Origin of the sequence: Paracoccus maritimus, assembly GCF_025195095.1 — a bacterium.
Taxonomy (GTDB): domain Bacteria; phylum Pseudomonadota; class Alphaproteobacteria; order Rhodobacterales; family Rhodobacteraceae; genus Paracoccus; species Paracoccus maritimus.
Genome location: NZ_JANAVZ010000007.1, coordinates 167,397 through 186,932 on the forward strand (window position 1 = coordinate 167,397; position 19,536 = coordinate 186,932).

The 19,536-nt window shown below is 64.1% G+C and carries 17 protein-coding genes; 15 read left to right on the forward strand and 2 right to left on the reverse strand.

Features of this window, described 5'->3' with window-relative positions; translation table 11 throughout:
- Genes MU516_RS13595 through MU516_RS13610 form a run of 4 tightly spaced genes read left to right on the forward strand, consistent with a single transcriptional unit; the run spans position 1 to position 4,621 of the window.
- Positions 1-1,041 carry an L-idonate 5-dehydrogenase gene (locus MU516_RS13595; RefSeq protein WP_260277774.1) on the forward strand — a complete coding sequence of 347 codons (1,041 nt, stop codon included), beginning with the start codon at positions 1-3 and terminating at the stop codon, positions 1,039-1,041.
- 12 nt (positions 1,042-1,053) lie between these two features.
- Complete coding sequence (gene uxuA, locus MU516_RS13600; RefSeq protein ID WP_260277775.1) at positions 1,054-2,262, forward strand: mannonate dehydratase; 1,209 nt, start codon at positions 1,054-1,056, stop codon at positions 2,260-2,262.
- Positions 2,259-3,716 (forward strand): mannitol dehydrogenase family protein, encoded by a 1,458-nt coding sequence (locus MU516_RS13605; protein ID WP_260277776.1) that lies wholly within the window; start codon positions 2,259-2,261, stop codon positions 3,714-3,716. The genes uxuA and MU516_RS13605 overlap by 4 nt, the downstream gene beginning before the upstream one ends.
- On the forward strand, positions 3,716-4,621 hold the full coding sequence (locus tag MU516_RS13610; protein ID WP_260277777.1) for a sugar kinase: 906 nt from the start codon (positions 3,716-3,718) through the stop codon (positions 4,619-4,621). Before MU516_RS13605 ends, MU516_RS13610 begins: the two co-directional genes overlap by 1 nt.
- Before the next feature lie 55 nt (positions 4,622-4,676).
- Here MU516_RS13610 and MU516_RS13615 read toward each other — a convergent pair whose 3' ends face one another.
- Both MU516_RS13615 and MU516_RS13620 read right to left on the reverse strand, forming a co-directional pair.
- A complete protein-coding gene (locus tag MU516_RS13615) occupies positions 4,677-5,873 on the reverse strand; it encodes an amidohydrolase (protein ID WP_260277778.1) in 1,197 nt (398 codons plus the stop codon).
- Between the two features lie 64 nt (positions 5,874-5,937).
- Positions 5,938-6,843, reverse strand: a complete 906-nt coding sequence (locus MU516_RS13620) for a LysR family transcriptional regulator (RefSeq protein ID WP_260277844.1) — start codon at positions 6,841-6,843, stop codon at positions 5,938-5,940.
- Positions 6,844-6,948: 105 nt separating this feature from the next.
- On the opposite strand from MU516_RS13620, the gene MU516_RS13625 reads away from it, so the two are divergent.
- The 11 genes from MU516_RS13625 (at position 6,949) to MU516_RS13675 (ending at position 19,493) form a co-directional block, all read left to right on the forward strand.
- Positions 6,949-8,148, forward strand: a complete 1,200-nt coding sequence (locus tag MU516_RS13625; protein WP_260277779.1) for an acyl-CoA dehydrogenase — start codon at positions 6,949-6,951, stop codon at positions 8,146-8,148.
- On the forward strand, positions 8,141-9,283 hold the full coding sequence (locus MU516_RS13630; protein ID WP_260277780.1) for a CaiB/BaiF CoA transferase family protein: 1,143 nt from the start codon (positions 8,141-8,143) through the stop codon (positions 9,281-9,283). Before MU516_RS13625 ends, MU516_RS13630 begins: the two co-directional genes overlap by 8 nt.
- A 136-nt stretch (positions 9,284-9,419) precedes the next feature.
- Positions 9,420-11,018: an ABC transporter substrate-binding protein gene (locus MU516_RS13635; protein ID WP_260277781.1), complete on the forward strand. Its 1,599-nt coding sequence runs from the start codon at positions 9,420-9,422 to the stop codon at positions 11,016-11,018.
- A 90-nt stretch (positions 11,019-11,108) separates the two neighbouring features.
- Positions 11,109-12,110, forward strand: a complete 1,002-nt coding sequence (locus MU516_RS13640; protein WP_260277845.1) for an ABC transporter permease — start codon at positions 11,109-11,111, stop codon at positions 12,108-12,110.
- Positions 12,107-13,012 carry a nickel transporter permease gene (gene nikC / locus MU516_RS13645; protein WP_260277782.1) on the forward strand — a complete coding sequence of 302 codons (906 nt, stop codon included), beginning with the start codon at positions 12,107-12,109 and terminating at the stop codon, positions 13,010-13,012. Before MU516_RS13640 ends, nikC begins: the two co-directional genes overlap by 4 nt.
- Positions 13,009-13,893 (forward strand): ABC transporter ATP-binding protein, encoded by an 885-nt coding sequence (locus tag MU516_RS13650; RefSeq protein ID WP_260277783.1) that lies wholly within the window; start codon positions 13,009-13,011, stop codon positions 13,891-13,893. Before nikC ends, MU516_RS13650 begins: the two co-directional genes overlap by 4 nt.
- Before the next feature lie 67 nt (positions 13,894-13,960).
- Positions 13,961-14,713, forward strand: a complete 753-nt coding sequence (locus tag MU516_RS13655) for an ABC transporter ATP-binding protein (RefSeq protein WP_260277784.1) — start codon at positions 13,961-13,963, stop codon at positions 14,711-14,713.
- A 71-nt stretch (positions 14,714-14,784) separates the two neighbouring features.
- A complete protein-coding gene (locus MU516_RS13660; RefSeq protein WP_260277785.1) occupies positions 14,785-15,840 on the forward strand; it encodes an aldo/keto reductase in 1,056 nt (351 codons plus the stop codon).
- 111 nt (positions 15,841-15,951) lie between these two features.
- Complete coding sequence (locus tag MU516_RS13665) at positions 15,952-16,878, forward strand: DnaJ C-terminal domain-containing protein (protein WP_260277786.1); 927 nt, start codon at positions 15,952-15,954, stop codon at positions 16,876-16,878.
- The gene (locus MU516_RS13670) at positions 16,875-17,210 is read left to right on the forward strand and encodes a hypothetical protein (RefSeq protein ID WP_260277787.1); all 336 of its coding nucleotides are present in this window, start codon (positions 16,875-16,877) and stop codon (positions 17,208-17,210) included. The genes MU516_RS13665 and MU516_RS13670 overlap by 4 nt, the downstream gene beginning before the upstream one ends.
- A gap of 117 nt (positions 17,211-17,327) precedes the next feature.
- Positions 17,328-19,493, forward strand: coding sequence for an esterase-like activity of phytase family protein (locus MU516_RS13675; RefSeq protein ID WP_260277789.1), 2,166 nt, complete (start codon positions 17,328-17,330; stop codon positions 19,491-19,493).
- Positions 19,494-19,536 lie beyond the last annotated feature (43 nt).

Sequence of the window (19,536 nt, forward strand, 5' to 3'; positions counted from 1 at the left end):
ATGACTGACTTCGCCTGCCGGCTGCATGCCGCCCACGATCTTCGGGTCGAGGATCAGCCCGAACCACGGCCCGCGCCCGGCGATGCCCTGATCCGCGTCCTGCGGGGCGGCATCTGCGGATCTGACCTGCACTATTATCACGACGGCGGATTTGGTCCGGTCCGTGTTCGGGAACCGATGATCCTGGGTCACGAGGCCGCCGGGGTCGTCGAAACCGCGCCTGCGGGATCGGGACTGCGCACAGGGCAGCTTGTCGCGCTGTGCCCGTCGCGCCACTGCGGGGAATGCGAATTCTGCGCCGCAGGCCAGAACCGCCACTGCCTGAACATGCGGTTCAACGGGTCCGCCATGCGGTTGCCGCATGAGCAGGGCTTCTTCCGCACCCATATCTCGCACCCGGCGGGGCAATGTGTTCCGTTGCGGGACGGCGTGACGGCCGAGGCCGCGGCGGGAGCCGAACCGCTGTCGGTCTGCCTGCACGCGCTGAACATGGCCCCGCCTCTGGAAGGCCAGCGCGTTCTGGTCACCGGCGCGGGCCCGATTGGCGCGATCTGCGTAGCCTTGGCCCGTCTGCGCGGCGCGGCCGAGATCGTGGTCACGGATGTGCAGGATTTCACGCTGGCGATCGCGCGTCGCATGGGCGCTGACAGGGTGGTAAATGTGGCCGCCGATCCCGATGGGCTGAACGACTATGCGACCGGAAAGGGGCGGGTCGACGTGGTGCTGGAATGTTCCGCCAATCCGCACGCCATCGCGCAGGCCATCGGTGTCACCCGGCCGCAGGGCACGGTGGTCCAGATCGGCGTGGGAGGCACCATGCCGCTGCCCCTGAACCTGATCGTCGGCAAGGAATTGCGCCTGGTCGGCACGCATCGCTTCGACGCCGAGTTCAGCGAGGCGGTGCAAATGATCGGCGAAGGTAGGATCGACCTGTCGCCGATGGTGACGCAGGTGCTGCCGGCCAAAGATGCGGTGCGGGCGTTCGACATGGCCGGAGACCGCAGCAAGGCGGTCAAGGTCCAACTTGATTTCACGGCATAACAGGAGGGGTGGATGCGACACACGTGGCGCTGGTTCGGGAAGCAAGACAGGGTTTCCATTGACGACATGCGTCAGGCCGGTGTGCAAGGTGTCGTGACGGCGCTTCACCAGTTGCCGACCGGTGCTGTCTGGCCAATGGACCAGATCGCCCGCAGGCAGGACGAGCTGGCGATGATGAAGGACGGCACGCCATCCGGGCTGGCGTGGGAGGTGGTCGAAAGCCTGCCGGTCAGCGAGGCGATCAAGACCCAGACCGGCGAATGGCGCGCTCATGTAGAAAGCTGGATCGCCTCGATGCGCAACCTCAATGCATCCGGCATCGACGTGATCTGCTACAATTTCATGCCCGTTCTGGACTGGACGCGGACCGATCTGGCGTGGAAGCGCCCGTCCGGGGCGACCTGCATGCGTTTTGATTTCATCGATTTCGCGGCGTTCGACATCCACATCCTGCAGCGCCGCGGCGCGGCCGAGGATTTTTCCGACGAGATCCGATCCGAGGCCGCACGCCGTTACGCCGAAATGGATGACCCTCGCCGTGAACAGCTTGCCGGGAACGTGATTTTCGGCCTGCCCGGCGCTGCCGAACGCTTCAGCCTTCAGGATGTCCGTGACCTGCTGGACAGCTATGCGCCGGTGACGGATGCGGTCCTGCGCCGGAACTTCCACGATTTTCTTGAATTGGTCGTGCCGGTCGCGCAGGAAATCGGTGTGCGGCTGTGCTGTCATCCCGACGATCCGCCCTTCGGCCTTCTGGGTCTGCCGCGCGTCATGTCGACCGAGGCCGACTATGCGGAACGCGTGGCGGCGGTCGATCTGCCGGCAAACGGCATCACGCTGTGTTCGGGGTCGCTGGGTGCGCGTCCCGACAACGACCTGCCGGGCATGATGGACCGGTTGGGGGATCGGGTGCATTTCCTGCATCTGCGCAATGTCCGGCGCGACGGCGATGATATTCGCGGCAGCTTCTTCGAGGACGAACATCTGGGCGGACAGACTGACATGGTTGCGCTGGTGGCGTCCGTCCTGCGGGAAGAGGCGCGCAGGCGCCGCGCCGGACGCGCGGATGCGTCAATCCCCATGCGGCCCGACCATGGGCAGGACATTCTTGACGATATCGGCCGCGGCGGACAGCCAGGTTATCCCGCCATCGGCCGGCTGAAAGGTCTTGCCGAACTGCGCGGGATCGAGGCCGCCCTAAGCCACAAGGGGGTCGCATGACGACGCGCCTGACCGATCTTGACGACCTGCCTGCCAACGTCCTGACCCCGCGCTATGACCGTACTGCGCACGGAACCGGGATCCTGCATCTTGGGCTTGGCGCCTTTCATCGCGCGCATCAGGCGGTGGCAACCGATGATGCGTTGGCCGATGCGGGCGGAGACTGGCGCATCCTGGGCGCAAATCTGCGCAGCCGCGACGTGTCACAGGCCATGGGGGAACAGGATGGGCTTTATACGGTGTTGATCCGTGACCGGCAGGACCAAGCCCGAATCATCGGCGCGCACAGCGCGGCGCTTGGCGGCGATCCTGCCGCGATCCTGCGCGCGGCGTGCGATCCGGCGATCCGCATTCTGTCACTGACAGTATCGGAAAAGGCCTATGGCATCGACCGGGCCGCGATGGATGTCGACGACGACCACCCCGCCGTGGCGGCCGACCTGCAAAGGCCAGATGCGCCGCAGGGGGTTCTGGGGATCATCACGGCGGCGCTGTCGAAGCGCCGATCGAACGGTATCAGCCCCTTCACGGTCCTGTCCTGCGACAATCTGCCCGATAACGGTCCCCTGTTGCGCGCAGGCGTTCTTGGCTTCGCGCGGCGCACCGACAAGGCACTGGGGGGCTGGATCGAAGACGAGGTTGCTTTTCCGGCGACGATGGTGGATCGCATCACCCCCGCCACGACCGACAAGACGCTGCAGGATGTGCGGGATCTGACCGGGCGTGACGATCTTGCTGCTGTTGAGACCGAACCGTTCAGCCAATGGGTGATCGAGGATCATTTCCCCCAAGGCCGCCCGACATGGGAGGCGGGCGGCGCCGAATTTGTCCGCGACGTTCGCTCGCACGAGGCGATGAAGCTGCGAATGCTGAACGGCGCGCATTCGCTGATCGCCTATGCAGGGCAACTGCTGGACCTGCCACATGTCCGCGACGCGGTCGCCGATCCTCAGTTGGCACCGCTGATCTTGCGGCACATGCAGGCCGCCGGTGAGACATTGCCAAGGGGCGCGGGGCTTGATCCCGACCGCTATGCACGGGCACTGATGGACCGCTTCGCCAACCCTGCGATTGCCCATCAGACGCGACAGATCGCCATGGACGGGACCGAGAAGCTGCCGCAGCGCTGGTTCGCACCGACCGCCGATACCCTGAAGACGGGCGGCGATACGCGCCCCTTCGCGTTCGCCGTGGCAACCTGGCTGGCTTGGCTGGCCGCGCTTGCCGACCGGGACGAGACCCCGAACGACCCGCGTGGGCCTGCGCTGCTGAAATTGACTCGCGAGGCAGGGGGCGATTCCGGGACGCTTGCCGGATCGGTACTGGCATTGCCCGGCCTGGTGCCGACAGGCGTGACAGGCAGCACTGACTTCATGCGGACTGTCGTCCGAAAGCTGACCGAGATCCGCAGTCTCGGCCTGCGCGAGGTCATGAAGCAAGAGGCGGTCGCGTGATGCATAAATCCGTCCTTTCGATCGGTGAATGCATGGTCGAGCTGTCGCAATCCCCGCAAGCCGGGTTGTGGCAGCTAGGTATCGCTGGCGACACGCTGAACACCGCCTGGTATCTGCGCCGCCTGCTGCCCGCAGATTGGCAGATCGGCTATTTCACCCGTGTCGGGACCGGAGAGTTCTCGCGCAAGGCTGTCGATTTTCTGGCCGCCGAAGGCATACTGACGCGTCATGTCGGACAGGATCCCCGGCACGAGATCGGTCTCTATGCGATATCGCTGGCCGATGGTGAACGCAGCTTCAGCTATTGGCGCGACAATTCGGCGGCGCGTCGGCTTGCCGACGATCCGCAGGTGCTGGCCGACGCCTTGCAGGGTTGCGGCATCGCCTATCTTTCGGGAATTACCGTCGCGATCCTGTCACCCGGTGGACGCGCGGCGCTGTTCGAAGCGCTGCGGCAGGCGCGCGCGCAGGGCACACAGATCGTGTTCGACCCGAATTTGCGTCCACGCTTGTGGTCGGACGCCCACACGATGTGCGACCAGACCCAAACCGCTGCCGCGCTGGCCGATCTGATCCTGCCCAGCCATGACGATGAACGCGATCATTTCGGCGACGCCGATCCGCTGGCCACGGTCGCGCGCTATCTGTCCTGCGGATCGCGTCAGGTGATCGTCAAGGCGGGTGGCGCGGCGATCCATTTCGGCGGTGCCGAAGGCGCAGGTGTGGTGGACGGGCTGGAACGCGCGGTGCCCGTGGACACGACATCGGCGGGCGACAGCTTCAATGCGGGCTACCTGGCCGCGCGATTGCAGGGTGCCGGGATCGAGGCATCCATACGCAGCGCCCATGATCTGAGCCGCAAGGTGATCAGTCACCGGGGCGCACTGGTGGTCGAGGCCGTCTGATGGTTCAGGCGCATGAAACCGTGATGCGTGCATGCGAACAAACGCAGGTGACAGGCTAGCCCGTCACCTGCGCGACGCAGCGGATGAAGACACGAGCGGCGGGTGCGATCAGCGCGTCGGGGAAATCGTAGTCCGGGTTGTGCAGGCTGGCGACGTCCTGTCCCGCCCCAAGCAGGAACATCGCCGCACGGGCGCCGCCGCCGAAACGGCCGAAATCCTCGGACGCGCGCATGGGAAGGCCGTCGGCCCGGATCGCGATGTCCTCGGCGAGCAGTGCGTTGCGCAGAATCTCCGTCGCCTCGGGGTCGTTCTCGCAATGCTGAAACACGTCGTGCCAGCTGATCGCGAACTCCAGCGTGCTTTCCCGCGCTGCGTCGGCAACGGCCCGGCTTGCCTCGGTGACCAGCCTGTCCATGCCGCTGTCCTGCCGGGTTCGCAGTGTGGCCCAGATCTGCGCCTCGCCGGGCGCGATGCCGAATGCCTGTTCGCCCATCGACGCATGGGTGATCGTGACCAACGAGAAATCCGGATCAGAGACGGCCCCGCCGGTGCCAAGCGCGGTCAGGCGCGGAATCAGCTCGGCCAGCGCATTCGCGGGCGAGATCCCGTGTTCGGGTTGCGATGCGTGTGCCGTCCGCCCGGTCAGGATGATCTTCATGCCGCGCGAGGCACAGTTCATCGGTCCTTCCGCCAGCATGGCCATGCCGCGCGCAAGGCCCGGATAATTGTGCAACGCCAGCGCCACATCCGGCCTTATCTTCGCAAAGCGAGGATCGGCGATCACCTTTGCCGCACCCGAACCGTCTTCTTCGGCGGGCTGAAACATCAGGATCACACGCCCCTGCCGGGGTCGGTTGCGCCCCAGCCAGCGCGCGACCGTGGCCAGAATCGCCATATGCCCGTCATGACCGCACAGATGTGCCTTGCCCGGCACCGTCGAACGATAGGGACGCGACGATATTTCCTGGATCGGCAGAGCGTCCAGTTCGCAGCGCAGCATCAGCGTCGTGCCCGCATTCGCGCTGTCATAGACCGCCGCGACACCGTGCCCGCCCAACCCGGTCAGGATTTCGTCCGGCTGCGTCGGTGACAGCATCGCGATCACGCGATTCGCGGTTTCGACCTCTTGTCCCGACAGTTCGGGGTGGCGATGCAGCTGCCAGCGCCATTCCGTCATCTCGGCAACGTCGCGGTCCGGCACCATCTGCATGTCGTCGGTCAGGTCCATCGCGATCCTCGTCAACAGGTTCATCGGTCAGTTGCTGGATTGCGCGGGTTTGGCGGCGGGTCAAGACGCTGGCCGAGGTCAGAGCGTCTCAGGAAGCATGCTCGGCCTCTGACAAGGTCGCGGTCAGCCACGCACGAAACGCCTTCAGGGCGGCAAGGTCGTCCTTGGCCTTGGGCCAGACCAGCCAATACGCCCCTGGCCCCGGCACCGCGGGTCGCAGGATCGGTTGAAGTCTGTTTTCGGCAATCTCGATCTGCGCAAGATAGTCGGGCAGCAGTGCGATCCCCAGGCCCGAGATCGCCGCCTGAATCATCATCGAGAACTGGTCCATCATCATCCCGTCGGGACGGGCGGGGGCTGCGGCACCCTGTCCGGCGAACCATGCCGGCCACGCGCCAGGACGCGTCTCAAGTTGCAACAGCACCCTGTCATGCAGATCGGTGGGACCGGTGATGGGTCGGTTTTTCAGGTAGTCGGGCGCAGCGCATGCCGTCATCCGTTCGTCGAAAAGCTTCAGGTGGCGTGCATCGGGCCAGTCGTCATGACCGAAGCAGATCATCGCGTCGAACGGCTCGGCATCGAAATTGAACCGCGCGAAGCGTGTCGCAAGATTGACCGAGACGCCGGGATTGGCCGACAGGAAATCGGGCAGCCGGGGCGCCAGCCAGCGTGTGCCGAAGGTCGGCAGAACCGCCAACGTCAGGGTGCCGCCATCCGGATTGGCGATCAGCGACATGCTGGCGCGCTGCACGATGTCCAGCGCGGACGAAATCTGCCCGAAATATCGTCGCGCCGCGTCGGTCGGAACAAGACGTTTGCGCTGACGTAAGAACAGTTGCTGTCCCAGCTGCGTCTCAAGCGTCTGGATCAGGCGACTGACCGTGCTTTGGGTCAACGACAGATCATGTGCTGCCGCGGTCACGGATCCTGTGCGCATCACCGCATCGAAGGCCAGCAGAAGACTGAGATTGGGCAGGAACCGTCTGGCGCGCATCATTCATCCCATGCATGAACTGATGCGGATTATCCGTTTTCCGCGCCGGTTGCCAAGCGTTACAAGTTGCCCCCAGAATGACGTGACCCGTCAAGGAGGATTCAGATGTCCACGAAATCGCACAATGGCGCAGCTTTCACCTGGGAAGATCCGTTCCTGCTGTCGGACCAGCTTGGCGAAGAAGAACGCATGATCCGCGACAGTGCGGCCGCCTTTGCCGCCGAAAGTCTGGCCCCGCGCGTGCAGGACGCCTATTTGAACGAACATACCGACCCCGAGATCTTCCGCGAGATGGGCGCCGCCGGAATGCTGGGTGTCACCGTAGCCGAGGAATATGGCGGCGTCGGCGCGTCCTACGTGTCTTATGGCCTTGTTGCGCGGGAAATCGAACGCATCGACAGCGGCTATCGCAGCATGGCGTCGGTCCAGTCGTCGCTGGTGATGTTCCCGATCGAAGCCTATGGCAGCGAGGAGCAGAAGCAGAAATTCCTGCCCAAGCTGGCCTCGGGCGAATTCATCGGCTGTTTCGGCCTGACCGAACCCGATGCCGGATCCGATCCCGCCGGCATGAAGACACGCGCCAGGAAGACCGAAGGCGGCTATGTCCTGAACGGGGCGAAGATGTGGATCAGCAACGCCCCAATCGCCGATGTCTTCGTCGTCTGGGCCAAATCCGAGGCGCATGGCGGCAAGGTGCGCGGCTTTGTCCTGGAAAAGGGGATGAAGGGCCTTTCCGCACCGAAAATCGGCGGCAAGCTGTCCCTGCGCGCCTCCATCACCGGCGAGATCGTCATGGAGGATGTCGAGGTCGGCGAAGATGCGCTGCTGCCCAATATCGAAGGGATGGGCGGTCCCTTCGGCTGTCTGAACCGTGCGCGCTACGGGATCAGCTGGGGCGTGATGGGCGCGGCCGAGGATTGCTGGTTCCGCGCCCGCCAATACGGTCTGGACCGCCATCAGTTCAACAGGCCGCTGGCCGCCACCCAACTGTACCAGAAGAAGCTGGCCGACATGCAGACCGAGATCGCGCTTGGCCTGCAGGCCAGCCTGCGCGTGGGCCGGCTGTTCGACGAAGGCAAGTTCGCGCCCGAGATGATCTCGATCGTCAAGCGCAACAACTGCGGCAAGGCGTTGGATATCGCGCGTATGGCCCGCGACATGCATGGTGGCAACGGCATCCAGATCGAATATCACGTGATGCGCCATGCGCAGAACCTTGAGACCGTGAACACCTACGAGGGCACGCATGACGTCCACGCCTTGATCCTTGGCCGTGCGCAGACCGGATTGCAGGCCTTTGGCTGACGCGCCGCTGAAGGGGCTGAAGGTCGTCGAACTGGCCCGCATCCTTGCGGGCCCGTGGCTGGGCCAGACCTTGGCCGATCTGGGCGCCGAAGTCATAAAGGTCGAGGCGCCCGAGGGTGACGACACACGGCGCTGGGGGCCACCCTTCATCGACCGGCCCCGCGCCGATGGCACCAGCGAACGTGTCGCGGCCTATTTCCATGCCGCCAACCGGGGCAAAAGCTCTGTCATCTGTGATTTCCGCGATCCGCAGGACCTGGAACGACTGAAAACGCTGATCGACAGCGCCGATGTGGTGATCGAAAACTTCAAGCTGGGCGGCCTGCGCAAATTCGGGCTGGACTACGAAACCCTTTCGGCCCGCAATCCGGGTCTTGTCTATGCGTCGATCACCGGGTTTGGTCAGGACGGGCCGCGGGCCAGCCAGCCGGGCTACGATTTCCTGATCCAGGGCATGTCGGGGATCATGGATCTGACCGGCGAACCGGACGCAGAGCCGCAAAAGGTCGGCGTCGCGTGGATCGACATCTTCACCGGGCTTTACGGCGTGATCGCGGTGCAGGCCGCATTGGCAGAACGCGCGCGCGGGGGGCTGGGGCAGCGACTGGATCTGTCGCTGCTGGATTGCGGCGTGGCGGTGCTGGCGAACCAGGCCACGAATTACCTGCTGGGCGGCACGGTGCCGCATCGTCTGGGCAACGCGCATCCCAACATCGTGCCCTATCAGCTGTTTCCAGCCGCCGACGGGCATCTGATCATCGCCTGCGGAAATGACCGGCAATTCGCCGCGCTGTGTGACATACTGGATCTGTCGGATCTGGCGACAAACCCTGATTTCGCAACGAATCCGGCGCGGGTGGCGAATCGCGACCGGCTGGTGCCGCGTCTTGCCGCGGCCACCCGAAGGCGCAGCCGTGCCGATCTGATCGCCGCGTTCGAGGGCCGGGGCGTGCCGGCCGGACCGGTCAACGACGTGGCCGAAGCGCTGGCCGACCCTCAGGTTGTTGCCCGCGGCCTGCAGATCGCGCCCGAAGGCATCACAGGACTGCGCAGCCCGATCGCCATGTCACGCAGTCGGATCGGCAGCGAACGTGCCGCACCCGCCCTGGGCGACGGCGAATGGGGGTTCGAGTAAGCTTGAGGTCGTATTCGCGCCGATCCCGGTCCTGGCCACGGTAAGGCCCCTTGCCAGCCGCGCGGCCATGCGCCAACCTGCACAAAATGAAGCCCCTCGGAACGGGGCCGGACCCAAAACGACAGGGAACAACCTCATGAAACATTTGCTGACACCGCGCGCGCTGCTTCTTGCCTCTGCACTGGCAATTGCACCCGCCGCCTATGCGGAAACCCCGGCCGACACACTGGTCATCGCCACCGACATCAGCGACATCATCAGTCTTGATCCGGCGCAGACCTTCGAATTCTCGGGCAATGACGTCAATCGCAACACCTATGACCGGCTGGTCGATTTCGACCCGCTGGACATGGAGGCGGGGTTCAAGCCCGCGCTTGCCGAAAGCTGGGAAGTGGCCGAAGACGGCATGTCGATCACCTTCACCATGCGCGAGGGCGTGACGTTCCATTCCGGCAATCCGGTGCGCGCCGAGGATGCGGCCTGGTCGCTGCAGCGGGCCGTCAAGCTGAACAAGACGCCCGCGTTCATCCTGACCCAGTTCGGCTTCACCCCAGAAAATGTCGAGGAAAAGATCACCTTCGACGGCGATTCGCTGACCCTGAACCTCGATCAGCCCTATGCACCGTCCTTCGTCCTGAACTGCCTGACCGCGATGATCGCCAGCGTGGTGGACAAGGAAACCGTGATGGCGAACGTGCAGGGCGAGGACATGGGCAACACCTGGCTGAACACGAACGAGGCAGGTTCGGGCGCGTTCCAGCTGGCCGCCTGGCGACCGAACGAGGCCGTGCAGCTGACCGCCTACGAGGATTATTATCAGGGCGCGTCCGAAATGAAGCGCGTCATCGTGCGCAACGTGGCAGAATCCAGCGCGCAGCGTCTGCTGCTGGAACAGGGCGACATCGATGCCGCACGAAACCTGACGCCCACCGACGTGGACGCGCTGGGCAGTGCCGATGGCGTCAAGATCCAGGATGAACCCCGCGGACGCATCCTTTACATGGGGCTGAGCCAGAAGGATGAACTTCTGTCCAACCCCGCCGTGGTTCAGGCGATGAAGCATCTGGTGGATTACGAGGGGATCACCGGCAGTTTCCTGAAGGGTATGTTCAAGACCCATCAGGCGTTCCTGCCCGAGGGGTATCTGGGCGCGCTTGAGGACAATCCCTGGAGCTATGACGTCGAAAAGGCCAAGCAGATCCTGGCGGATGCGGGGATCGAGGGCGGAACGATCACCACGAAGATCCGCGATCTGCGCGAATATGTGGATACCGCTCAGGCCTTGCAGGCCAGCATGGCCGAGGCCGGCCTGACCCTGAACATCGAACAGATGACCGGGGCGCAGGTGCTGGACGCTTATCGCGCACGCGAGGTGCCGATCTTCCTGGGCGAATGGGGTCCGGATTATTCGGATCCGAACACCAATGCGGCGACCTTTGCCTATAATCCCGACAACAGCGACGAGGCGCAGGCCACCGGGCTGCTCGCATGGCGCAATTCCTATGCGGTGCCCGACGAGATGAACAAGGCCACGGTTGCAGCCACCCTGGAACAGGACGGCGAAAAGCGCGCCCAGATGTATCGCGACATCCAGACGCAATATCAGCAAGAGGCACCGATCATCCCGCTGTTCCAGCGGGTCGAGAACACCGGCCTGCAGGAAAATGTCCAGAACTGGAACGCCGGCGGCTCGGTCACCTCGGTCATGTATCATCAGGTCACCAAGGGCGAATAGCGCTTGGCCGTGACCGACACCGATCCGGGCGGGCGGGGACAGACCCCGCCCCCCTCGCGCGCGGACCGCAACGCGGCCCGGCGCAGACGATTGCGCAGCGTCGCTGGCACGCTGCTGTCACTGGCGCTGACCCTTCTGGGCTTGCTGCTTGTGACCTTCATCATCGGGCGCGTCATGCCGATCGACCCGGTGCTGAAGGTCGTCGGCGACCGCGCCAGCCAGGCGCAATACGACGCCGCCTATCAGGCGATGGGACTGGACCGGCCGTTGGTGATCCAGTTCATCGGCTATATCGGCGACGTGCTGACCGGCGACCTTGGCCGGTCGATCTCGACGGGGCAACTGGTCATCGACGACATCAAGCATGTGTTTCCCGCGACGCTGGAACTGGCGACGCTGGGAACGCTGATCGGTGTCAGCATCGGCGTGCCCCTGGGCGTGATCGCGGCCGCCAAGCGCGGCGGGATCATCGATCAGGTCGCGCGGGTGGTGGCGCTGGTGGGCTATTCCATGCCGATCTTCTGGCTGGGTCTGATGGGGCTGCTGCTGTTCTACGGCATTCTCGGCTGGGTCGGCGGGCCGGGCCGGCAGGGCATCATCTATGACGGCATGGTGCCTGACGTGACCGGGTTGATCCTTGTCGACTCCCTGCTGGCGGGGGACTGGGCCGCATTCAAGGACGCGTTTTCGCACATCATCCTGCCCGCATCGCTTCTGGGCTACTTCAGCCTTGCCTATATCAGCCGCATGACGCGCAGCTTCATGCTTGAACAGCTGGGTTCGGAATACGTCACGACCGCTCGCGTCAAGGGGCTGTCCGAGACGGCGGTGATCTGGCGGCACGCCTTTCGCAATATCGCGATCCCGCTGGTCACGGTCATCGCGCTGTCCTTCGGGTCGCTTCTTGAAGGCTCGGTGCTGACCGAGATCATCTTTTCATGGCCGGGTCTTGGCCAATACGTCACCAAGGCGCTGCTGGCCGGTGACATGAGCGCGGTTCTGGGCGGCACCATCGTCATCGGGACCTGCTTCATCGCGCTGAACCTGCTCAGCGACATTCTGTACCGCGTGCTTGATCCGAGGTCGAAATGAGCCAGACGAGACGCGACTGGCTGCTTTCGGATGCGCCGCAGACCCGCCGGCAGGCGCGACTGGGGGCGATCTATCAGGGGTGGCTGACCTTTCGTGCCAACAAGCTGGCGATGTTCGGGCTGATCATCCTTGTGATCCTGATCTTCACGGCGATCTTCGCGCCCTGGATCGCGCCGCAAAACCCGTTCTCGCAAGATCTGGGCGGTCGGCTGGCGCCGCCTTCTGCGGAACATTTTCTGGGTACCGACGCGCTGGGGCGGGATATCCTGTCGCGGTTGATACATGGCGCGCGCATCACCCTGTTCATCGTCGGAACCGTCGCGCTGATCGCGCCGATCATCGGGCTGTTCATCGGCACGGTGGCGGGCTTCGCCGGCGGCTGGCTGGATCAGGTGCTGATGCGGATCACCGACATCTTTCTGGCCTTTCCCAAGCTGATCCTTGCGCTGGCTTTCGTGGCCGCACTTGGCGCCAGTATCGGCAACGCGGTCCTGGCGTTGGCGCTGACGGCGTGGCCGCCCTATGCCCGGCTGGCGCGGGCCGAGACGCTGACCATCCGCAATGCCGACTATATCGCCGCCGCCAGGCTGCAGGGTGCGGGCCCGATGCGTCTTCTGATCCGGCATATCTGGCCGCTGTGCATCAGCTCGCTGATCGTGCGGGTGGCGCTGGACATGGCGGGGATCATCCTCTCGGCGGCGGGACTTGGCTTTCTTGGTCTGGGTGCGCAGCCGCCGATGCCGGAATGGGGGGCGATGATCTCGGACGGACGGACCTATATTCTTGATTTCTGGTGGGTTGCCGCCATGCCGGGGCTGGCCATCTTCATCGTGTCGCTGTCTTTCAACCTGCTGGGTGACGGGCTGCGCGACGTGCTGGACCCGAAAGGAGGCAAGGAATGACCGATCCCTTGCTTTCGGTGCGCGATTTGCGCGTGGCCTTTCCGACGCGACAGGGCGTCTTCGAGGCCGTGCGCGGCGTCAGCTTCGATCTGGGGCGCGAACGTCTGGGTGTCGTGGGCGAATCCGGCAGCGGCAAGTCGATGACCGGCCGTGCGATCCTGGGCCTTGTCCGTCCGCCCGGCCGGGTCACCGCCGACCGCATGGATCTGGACGGTCAGCCGATCCTCAACCTGCCCGAACGCAAGATGCGCAAGATCCGCGGCAGCCGCATCAGCATGGTGATGCAGGATCCGAAATTCAGCCTGAACCCGGTGATGAGCATCGGCGACCAGATCATCGAGGCCTATCGCCTGCATGCCGGCGGTGGCAAGGATTCAGGACGCCAAAAGGCGCTGGACATGCTGAACGCGGTCCAGATCCGCGATCCCGAACGGGTGATGCAGGCCTATCCTCACGAAGTGTCGGGCGGGATGGGGCAACGCATCATGATCGCGATGATGCTGGCACCCGACCCCGAGATCCTGATCGCGGACGAGCCGACATCGGCGCTGGACGTGTCTGTGCGGACCGAGGTTCTGAATATCATGGATCGTCTGGTCACCGATCGCGGCATGGGGCTGATCTTCATCAGCCACGACCTGAATCTTGTCGCCCAGTTCTGCGATCGGGTGCTGATCATGTATGCCGGACGTGTCGTCGAGACGTTGACCGCGAAGAACCTGCATGACGCGCGGCACCCCTATACGCAGGGCTTGCTGAACAGCCTGCCGCGCCTTGATGCCCCGACCAGCCGCCTGCCGGTGCTGCAGCGTCAGGACAGCTGGCGCGACGCTGACACGATCACCGAAAGCCTGGAAACCGAATTTCCGGGGGGACTTTGATGCGACGTCTTCCTTGCAAGGATATCATGCGGGCAGCGGCAGATCACCTGATGCCAGTGGTGCCGCAATGCTGAAGATCGAACATCTCGATGTGTGGTTTGGGCTGCCGCCGGATCGCGTGGACGCCGTGAAGGATGCCGGTTTCAACGTGACCGCGGGGGAAAGCTTCGGCCTTGTGGGCGAATCCGGTTCGGGAAAGTCCACGATCCTGCGGGCCATCGCAGGGCTGGTGGACAGTTGGACAGGCCGGATCGAAGTGGACGGGCAGCAACTTGAAGGCCATCGCCGCGATCGCGACTTCTACAGATCCGTCCAGATGGTCTTTCAGGACCCCTACGCCAGCCTGCATCCGCGCCATTCCGTCGATGCCGTTCTCAGCGAGGCGCTGAAGCTGCAGGGAATGGACGATATCGACGGTCGCATTCCGCAGCTTCTGGACGATGTCGGGCTGGGGCGCGGGTTCCGGTTCCGCTATCCGCACCAGCTTTCCGGAGGTCAGCGTCAGCGCGTTGCCATCGCCCGTGCCCTTGCCGGCCAGCCGCGCCTGTTGCTGCTGGATGAACCGACCAGCGCGCTGGATGTCAGCGTTCAGGCCGAAATCCTGAACCTGCTGACCGATCTGCGCGCCGAGCATGGGCTGACCTATCTGATGGTCAGCCACGATCTGGCCGTCATCGGCCACATGTGCGACCGGCTGGCGGTGATGCAGCATGGCCGGATCGTCGAGACGATGGATGTCGCGGCGCTGCGCCGCGGGGCGGGGCGGCAGGACTATACCCGACACCTCATCGCGGCGTCTTCCGGGTATCGGCGAGACTGAGCCCGGCCGGGGTTGCGCCGCGCGGCGTTATCGCTAGCGTCGGGCGCGGCTCAACTTTTTCGGGGACAGCGATGAAGCATGTGAAACTTGGCGGCAGCGATGTCGAGGTCAGCGAAATCTGTCTTGGCACCATGACCTTCGGCAGCCAGACGGCGGAACCCGACGCGCATGCACAGCTGGACCGGGCCGCCGATGCGGGCATATCGTTCATCGACACCGCCGAGATGTATCCCGTCAATCCCGTGCGTCGCGAGACGATCGGCGTCACCGAAGAGATCATCGGCCGCTGGATGGCGCGCGACGGCAATCGTGACCGGGTTCAGATCGCCACCAAGATCACCGGCCCCAGCCAGATGGTGCGCGACAGTTCGCCCTATGACGGCGCCACGGTGAGGTCTTGCATCGATGCCTCGCTGCGCAGGCTGCAGACCGACCGGATCGATCTCTATCAGCTTCACTGGCCGGTTCGCGGCACATGGGCATTCCGGCAGAACTGGACCTATGCGCCGACCCCCGGCAAGCAGCAGGCTCTGGATCACATGGCTGATATCCTTGATGCGGTGGGCGAGGCCGTGTCGTCCGGCAAGCTGCGGGCTTTCGGACTGTCCAACGAAACGGCATGGGGGCTGGCGCGCTGGTGCGACGTTGCCGATCGCGTGGGCGGGCCGCGTGTTGCCGCGATCCAGAACGAATATTCCCTGCTTTACCGGCTATACGACACGGATCTTGCCGAAACTGCGTTGCAGGAGGATGTGACGCTGCTGGGATTCTCGCCGCTTGCCGCCGGTCTGTTGACGGGAAAATACGCGGGAGGGGCGTTGCCCGATGGCAGTCGCGCGGCGGTGGACAAGCAGACCGGCGGGATGGGCAATCTGGGCGGGCGCAAGACCACGCGGGCAATCGCGGCGACCGAGGCATATCACAGGCTGGCGGCGGAACATGGGTGGGATCCGGTGCACATGGCCATCGCCTGGCAGCTGACCAGGCCGTTCAAGAATATCCCGATCATCGGGGCAACGGATATCGACCAGCTTGATCATCTGATCGCCGGGCTGGATCGATCCATGTCGCAGGATCTGGTCAAGGCGATCGACCGTCTGCACAAGGAACACCCGCTGCCTTACTAGGCGCTTTTCGGGTTGCGGCATGGTTTCCGCGGCTTTGGTCCAGACGGGCATTGATGAAATCGACACTGCGCTTATCTTGTTGACAAGCAAGGCAAGTGATGGGGGCCGTGAATGGCTGGCGATCCATATGCGGCGCTGGGGCTGACCAGATCGGCCACCGACGCCGATATCAAGAAGGCGTATCGCAAGATCGCCAAGACAGACCATCCGGACCTGAACCCGGATGCCGCCGCGACAGAGCGGTTCAAGGCCGCGTCGTCGGCCTATGACCTGCTGAAGGATCCAGAACAGCGCCGCCGCTTCGACGCTGGCGAAATCGACGAACAGGGGCAAGAGCGTCCGCAGCGCCGCACCTATCGTGAACATGCCGAAGCCGCGGGAAATCCTTATGCGCGCAGCTATGGCTTCGACGGCGATCCGGATCTGTCGGACGTCTTTTCGGATCTGTTCGGTGGCCGCGCGGGGGCGGGGTTCCGGCAGGGTGGTTTCCAGCAGGGGACCGGCCGCGACTTCCACATGCGCGGGCAGGATTATCGCTTCTCGCTGGAAGTCGATTTCATGACTGCCGCCAAGGGTGGCAAGACGCGCATCACACTGCCCGACGGCGGCGGCCTTGAGGTGACGATCCCGAAAGGCGTCCGCGATGGCCAGACGATCCGGCTGAAGGGCAAGGGCGGTGCGGGCATGGGGCAGGGCGGTCCGGGCGACGCCTATCTGACCGTTTCCGTCGCCGACCATCCCGATTTCCGGCGCGAGGGTGATGACATCTTCCTGATCCTGCCCATCGGGATCGACGAGGCGGTGCTGGGCGGCAAGATCGCCGCCCCGACCATCGACGGGCCGGTGAACCTGACGATTCCGAAAGGCGCCAGCAGTGGACAGAAGCTGCGCCTTCGCGGGCGCGGGATCAATGGCGGCGATCAGCAGGTCGAACTGAAGATCGTGATGCCGCCCACGGTGGATGAAGATCTGTCCCGTTTCATGGAAGAATGGCGCCGGTCTCATGGCTATGATCCGCGCCGGGGAATGACGTCATGACCCGCTATTATTCCGAAGCCGAGGTCGTCACCCTGATCGACGATCTGACCCAGCCCAGATTGCGGACATTCCTGCACGCCCGAATCGTGCAGCCCGTCGTGACGCCCGAAGGTCCGGGTTTCCGAGAGGCGGACGTGGCGCGGTTGCAACTGCTGTGCGATCTCAGCGAGGGCTATCAGTTGCCCGAGGATTCGCTGCAACTGGTGATGTCGCTGATCGATCAGTTGAACACCGCGCGCGGCGACATGCGCGCGCTGATGCGCGCCGTCGCAAGTGAACCCGACGAGGTGCGCATCCGCATCCATCACAGCGTGCGGCAGGTCAGGGACTGACATCCGCCGGTTGCGGGCGCAGTCACAGGTCACGGAATCGTCACGCGAATGTCGCGAAAGCGTCGCCTGGTCACGCCAGAACGCATGGGACACCCTGAAATCCGGAGGTTATTTCCCATGCGTCTGATGCTGACGTCCCTGATCGCGCTGACGGCCGCGGCGCCGGCCGCCCTGTCACAAGATGCTGGCAGTTCCGTCTTCAACCGCATCGCCAGCTTCGCCACCGCGATGAACATCGCCGAGGGCGAAGATCGCGCCGCCGAAAACAGCGCCGAGATCATGGTCGCGACCGAAGACGGCAACAGGCTGATCTATTCCGACAGCCCGCTGGAATCGTTGGGGATGATCGACATCAGCGATCCTGCCGCGCCGATGCCTTTGGGTCATATCGCGATGGGGGGCGAGCCCACGACCGCCGTTGTCGTCGGATCGACCGCGTTCGTCGGGGTGAACACTTCGGACAGCTTTACCGATCCGTCAGGCGTTCTGCGCAGCGTGAATCTGGACAGCAAGACCATCACCGACAGCTGCGAGATCGGCGGACAGCCAGACTCGGTTGCGGTCAACAAGGATGGCACCCAGATCGCGATCGCGATCGAGAACGAACGCGACGAGGATCTGAATGATGGCGCAATCCCGCAGATGCCTGCCGGTTTCGTGGTGACCATCCCGGTCGATGCCGGCGCCGCCGACTGTGCCGGGCTGCAGAAGATCGACATAACCGGTCTTGCCGAGGTCGCGGGCGACGATCCCGAGCCGGAATACCTGTCCTATAACGAGGCCGGCGATCTGGCGGTCACGTTGCAGGAAAACAACCACATCGTCATCGTTTCGAACGGTCAGGTCGCAAGTCATTTCAGCGCCGGAAGCGTCGATCTGAACGGCATCGACACCGAAAGCGACGGTCAGATCGACCCCACCGGCAGTCTTGCGGGCATCCCGCGCGAACCCGATGCGGTGGCGTGGCTGGACAACGACCATCTGGTGACCGCGAACGAAGGCGACTGGAACGGCGGCAGCCGTGGTTTCACGATCTGGTCCAAAGATGGCAGCGTCGTTTATGACAGCGGCAATCTGCTGGAGCAGAAGCTGATCGAGCTTGGTCATTACCCCGACAAGCGCGCGGGCAAGAAGGGTGGCGAGCCCGAGGCGGTCATCACCGCGACCTATGATGGCACGCCGATGATCTTCGTCGCGTCCGAGCGCGGCAGCATCGTCTTTGCCTTCGACGCGACGGACCCCGCCAACCCGCAACTGATTCAGGCGCTGCCTTCGGGGATCGGGCCGGAAGGTCTGGTGGCGATCCCGCAGCGCGACCTGTTCGCCACCGCGAACGAAACCGATCTGGGCGCGGACGGCGCGGCGCGCGCGCATGTCATGATCTATCAGCGCCAGCAGGCACCGGCGGCCTATCCCCAGATCACCTCGGCCGGCGCCGATGAACTGATCCCATGGGGGGCGTTGTCGGCACTGACGATCGATCCGGCAGATCCAACGCGGCTTTATGCAGTCAGCGACAGCGTCTATTCCGCCGCACCTGCGATTTTCACCATCGACGCATCGCAGCAGCCTGCGCGGATCACCGCACGCACCATCGTCACCCGCGACGGACAACCGGCAGAGAAGCTTGATCTGGAAGGTATCGTCTCGGACGGGCAGGGCGGGTTCTGGCTTGCCTCGGAGGGGAACACTGAAAAAGAGGTGCCGCATGCCGTTCTGCACGTCGATACATCCGGCGCGATCATTCAGGAAATCGGATTGCCCAATGCGCTGGCCGCGCATGAAAGGCGCTTCGGCTTCGAAGGTATCGAGATGGTCGATGGCAAGCTGTGGCTGGCCGTTCAGCGAGAATGGGGCGACGACCCGGAAGGACATGTGAAGCTGCTGCAGCTGGATCCGTCGAGCGGCGATTGGTCCGGCGTGCACTATCCGATCGAATCGGGGGAAGGTTGGGTCGGCCTGTCGGACCTCGCCGCCCATGATGGCGCTTTGTACGTGATCGAGCGCGACAACCTGATCGGCGACAAGGCGGCGCTGAAACAGATCACCCGGATTTCCCTTGCAGAAATGACCCCGGCCCCGCTGGACGCCGAGCTGCCGGTCCTCACCAAGGACGTCGTTCGCGATCTGCTGCCGGATCTGAAATCGGCCGGGGGTTATGTCGTGGACAAGGTCGAGGGCCTGGCCATCGCCCCAGACGGGACGGTCTATGTCGCGACCGACAATGATGGTGTCGATGACAGTTCGGGCGAGACGATGTTCTGGTCCTTCAAGCTGGACTGAACATTAACGGCAATATCTGCCGCGGCGGCCCAGAGGTCGCCGC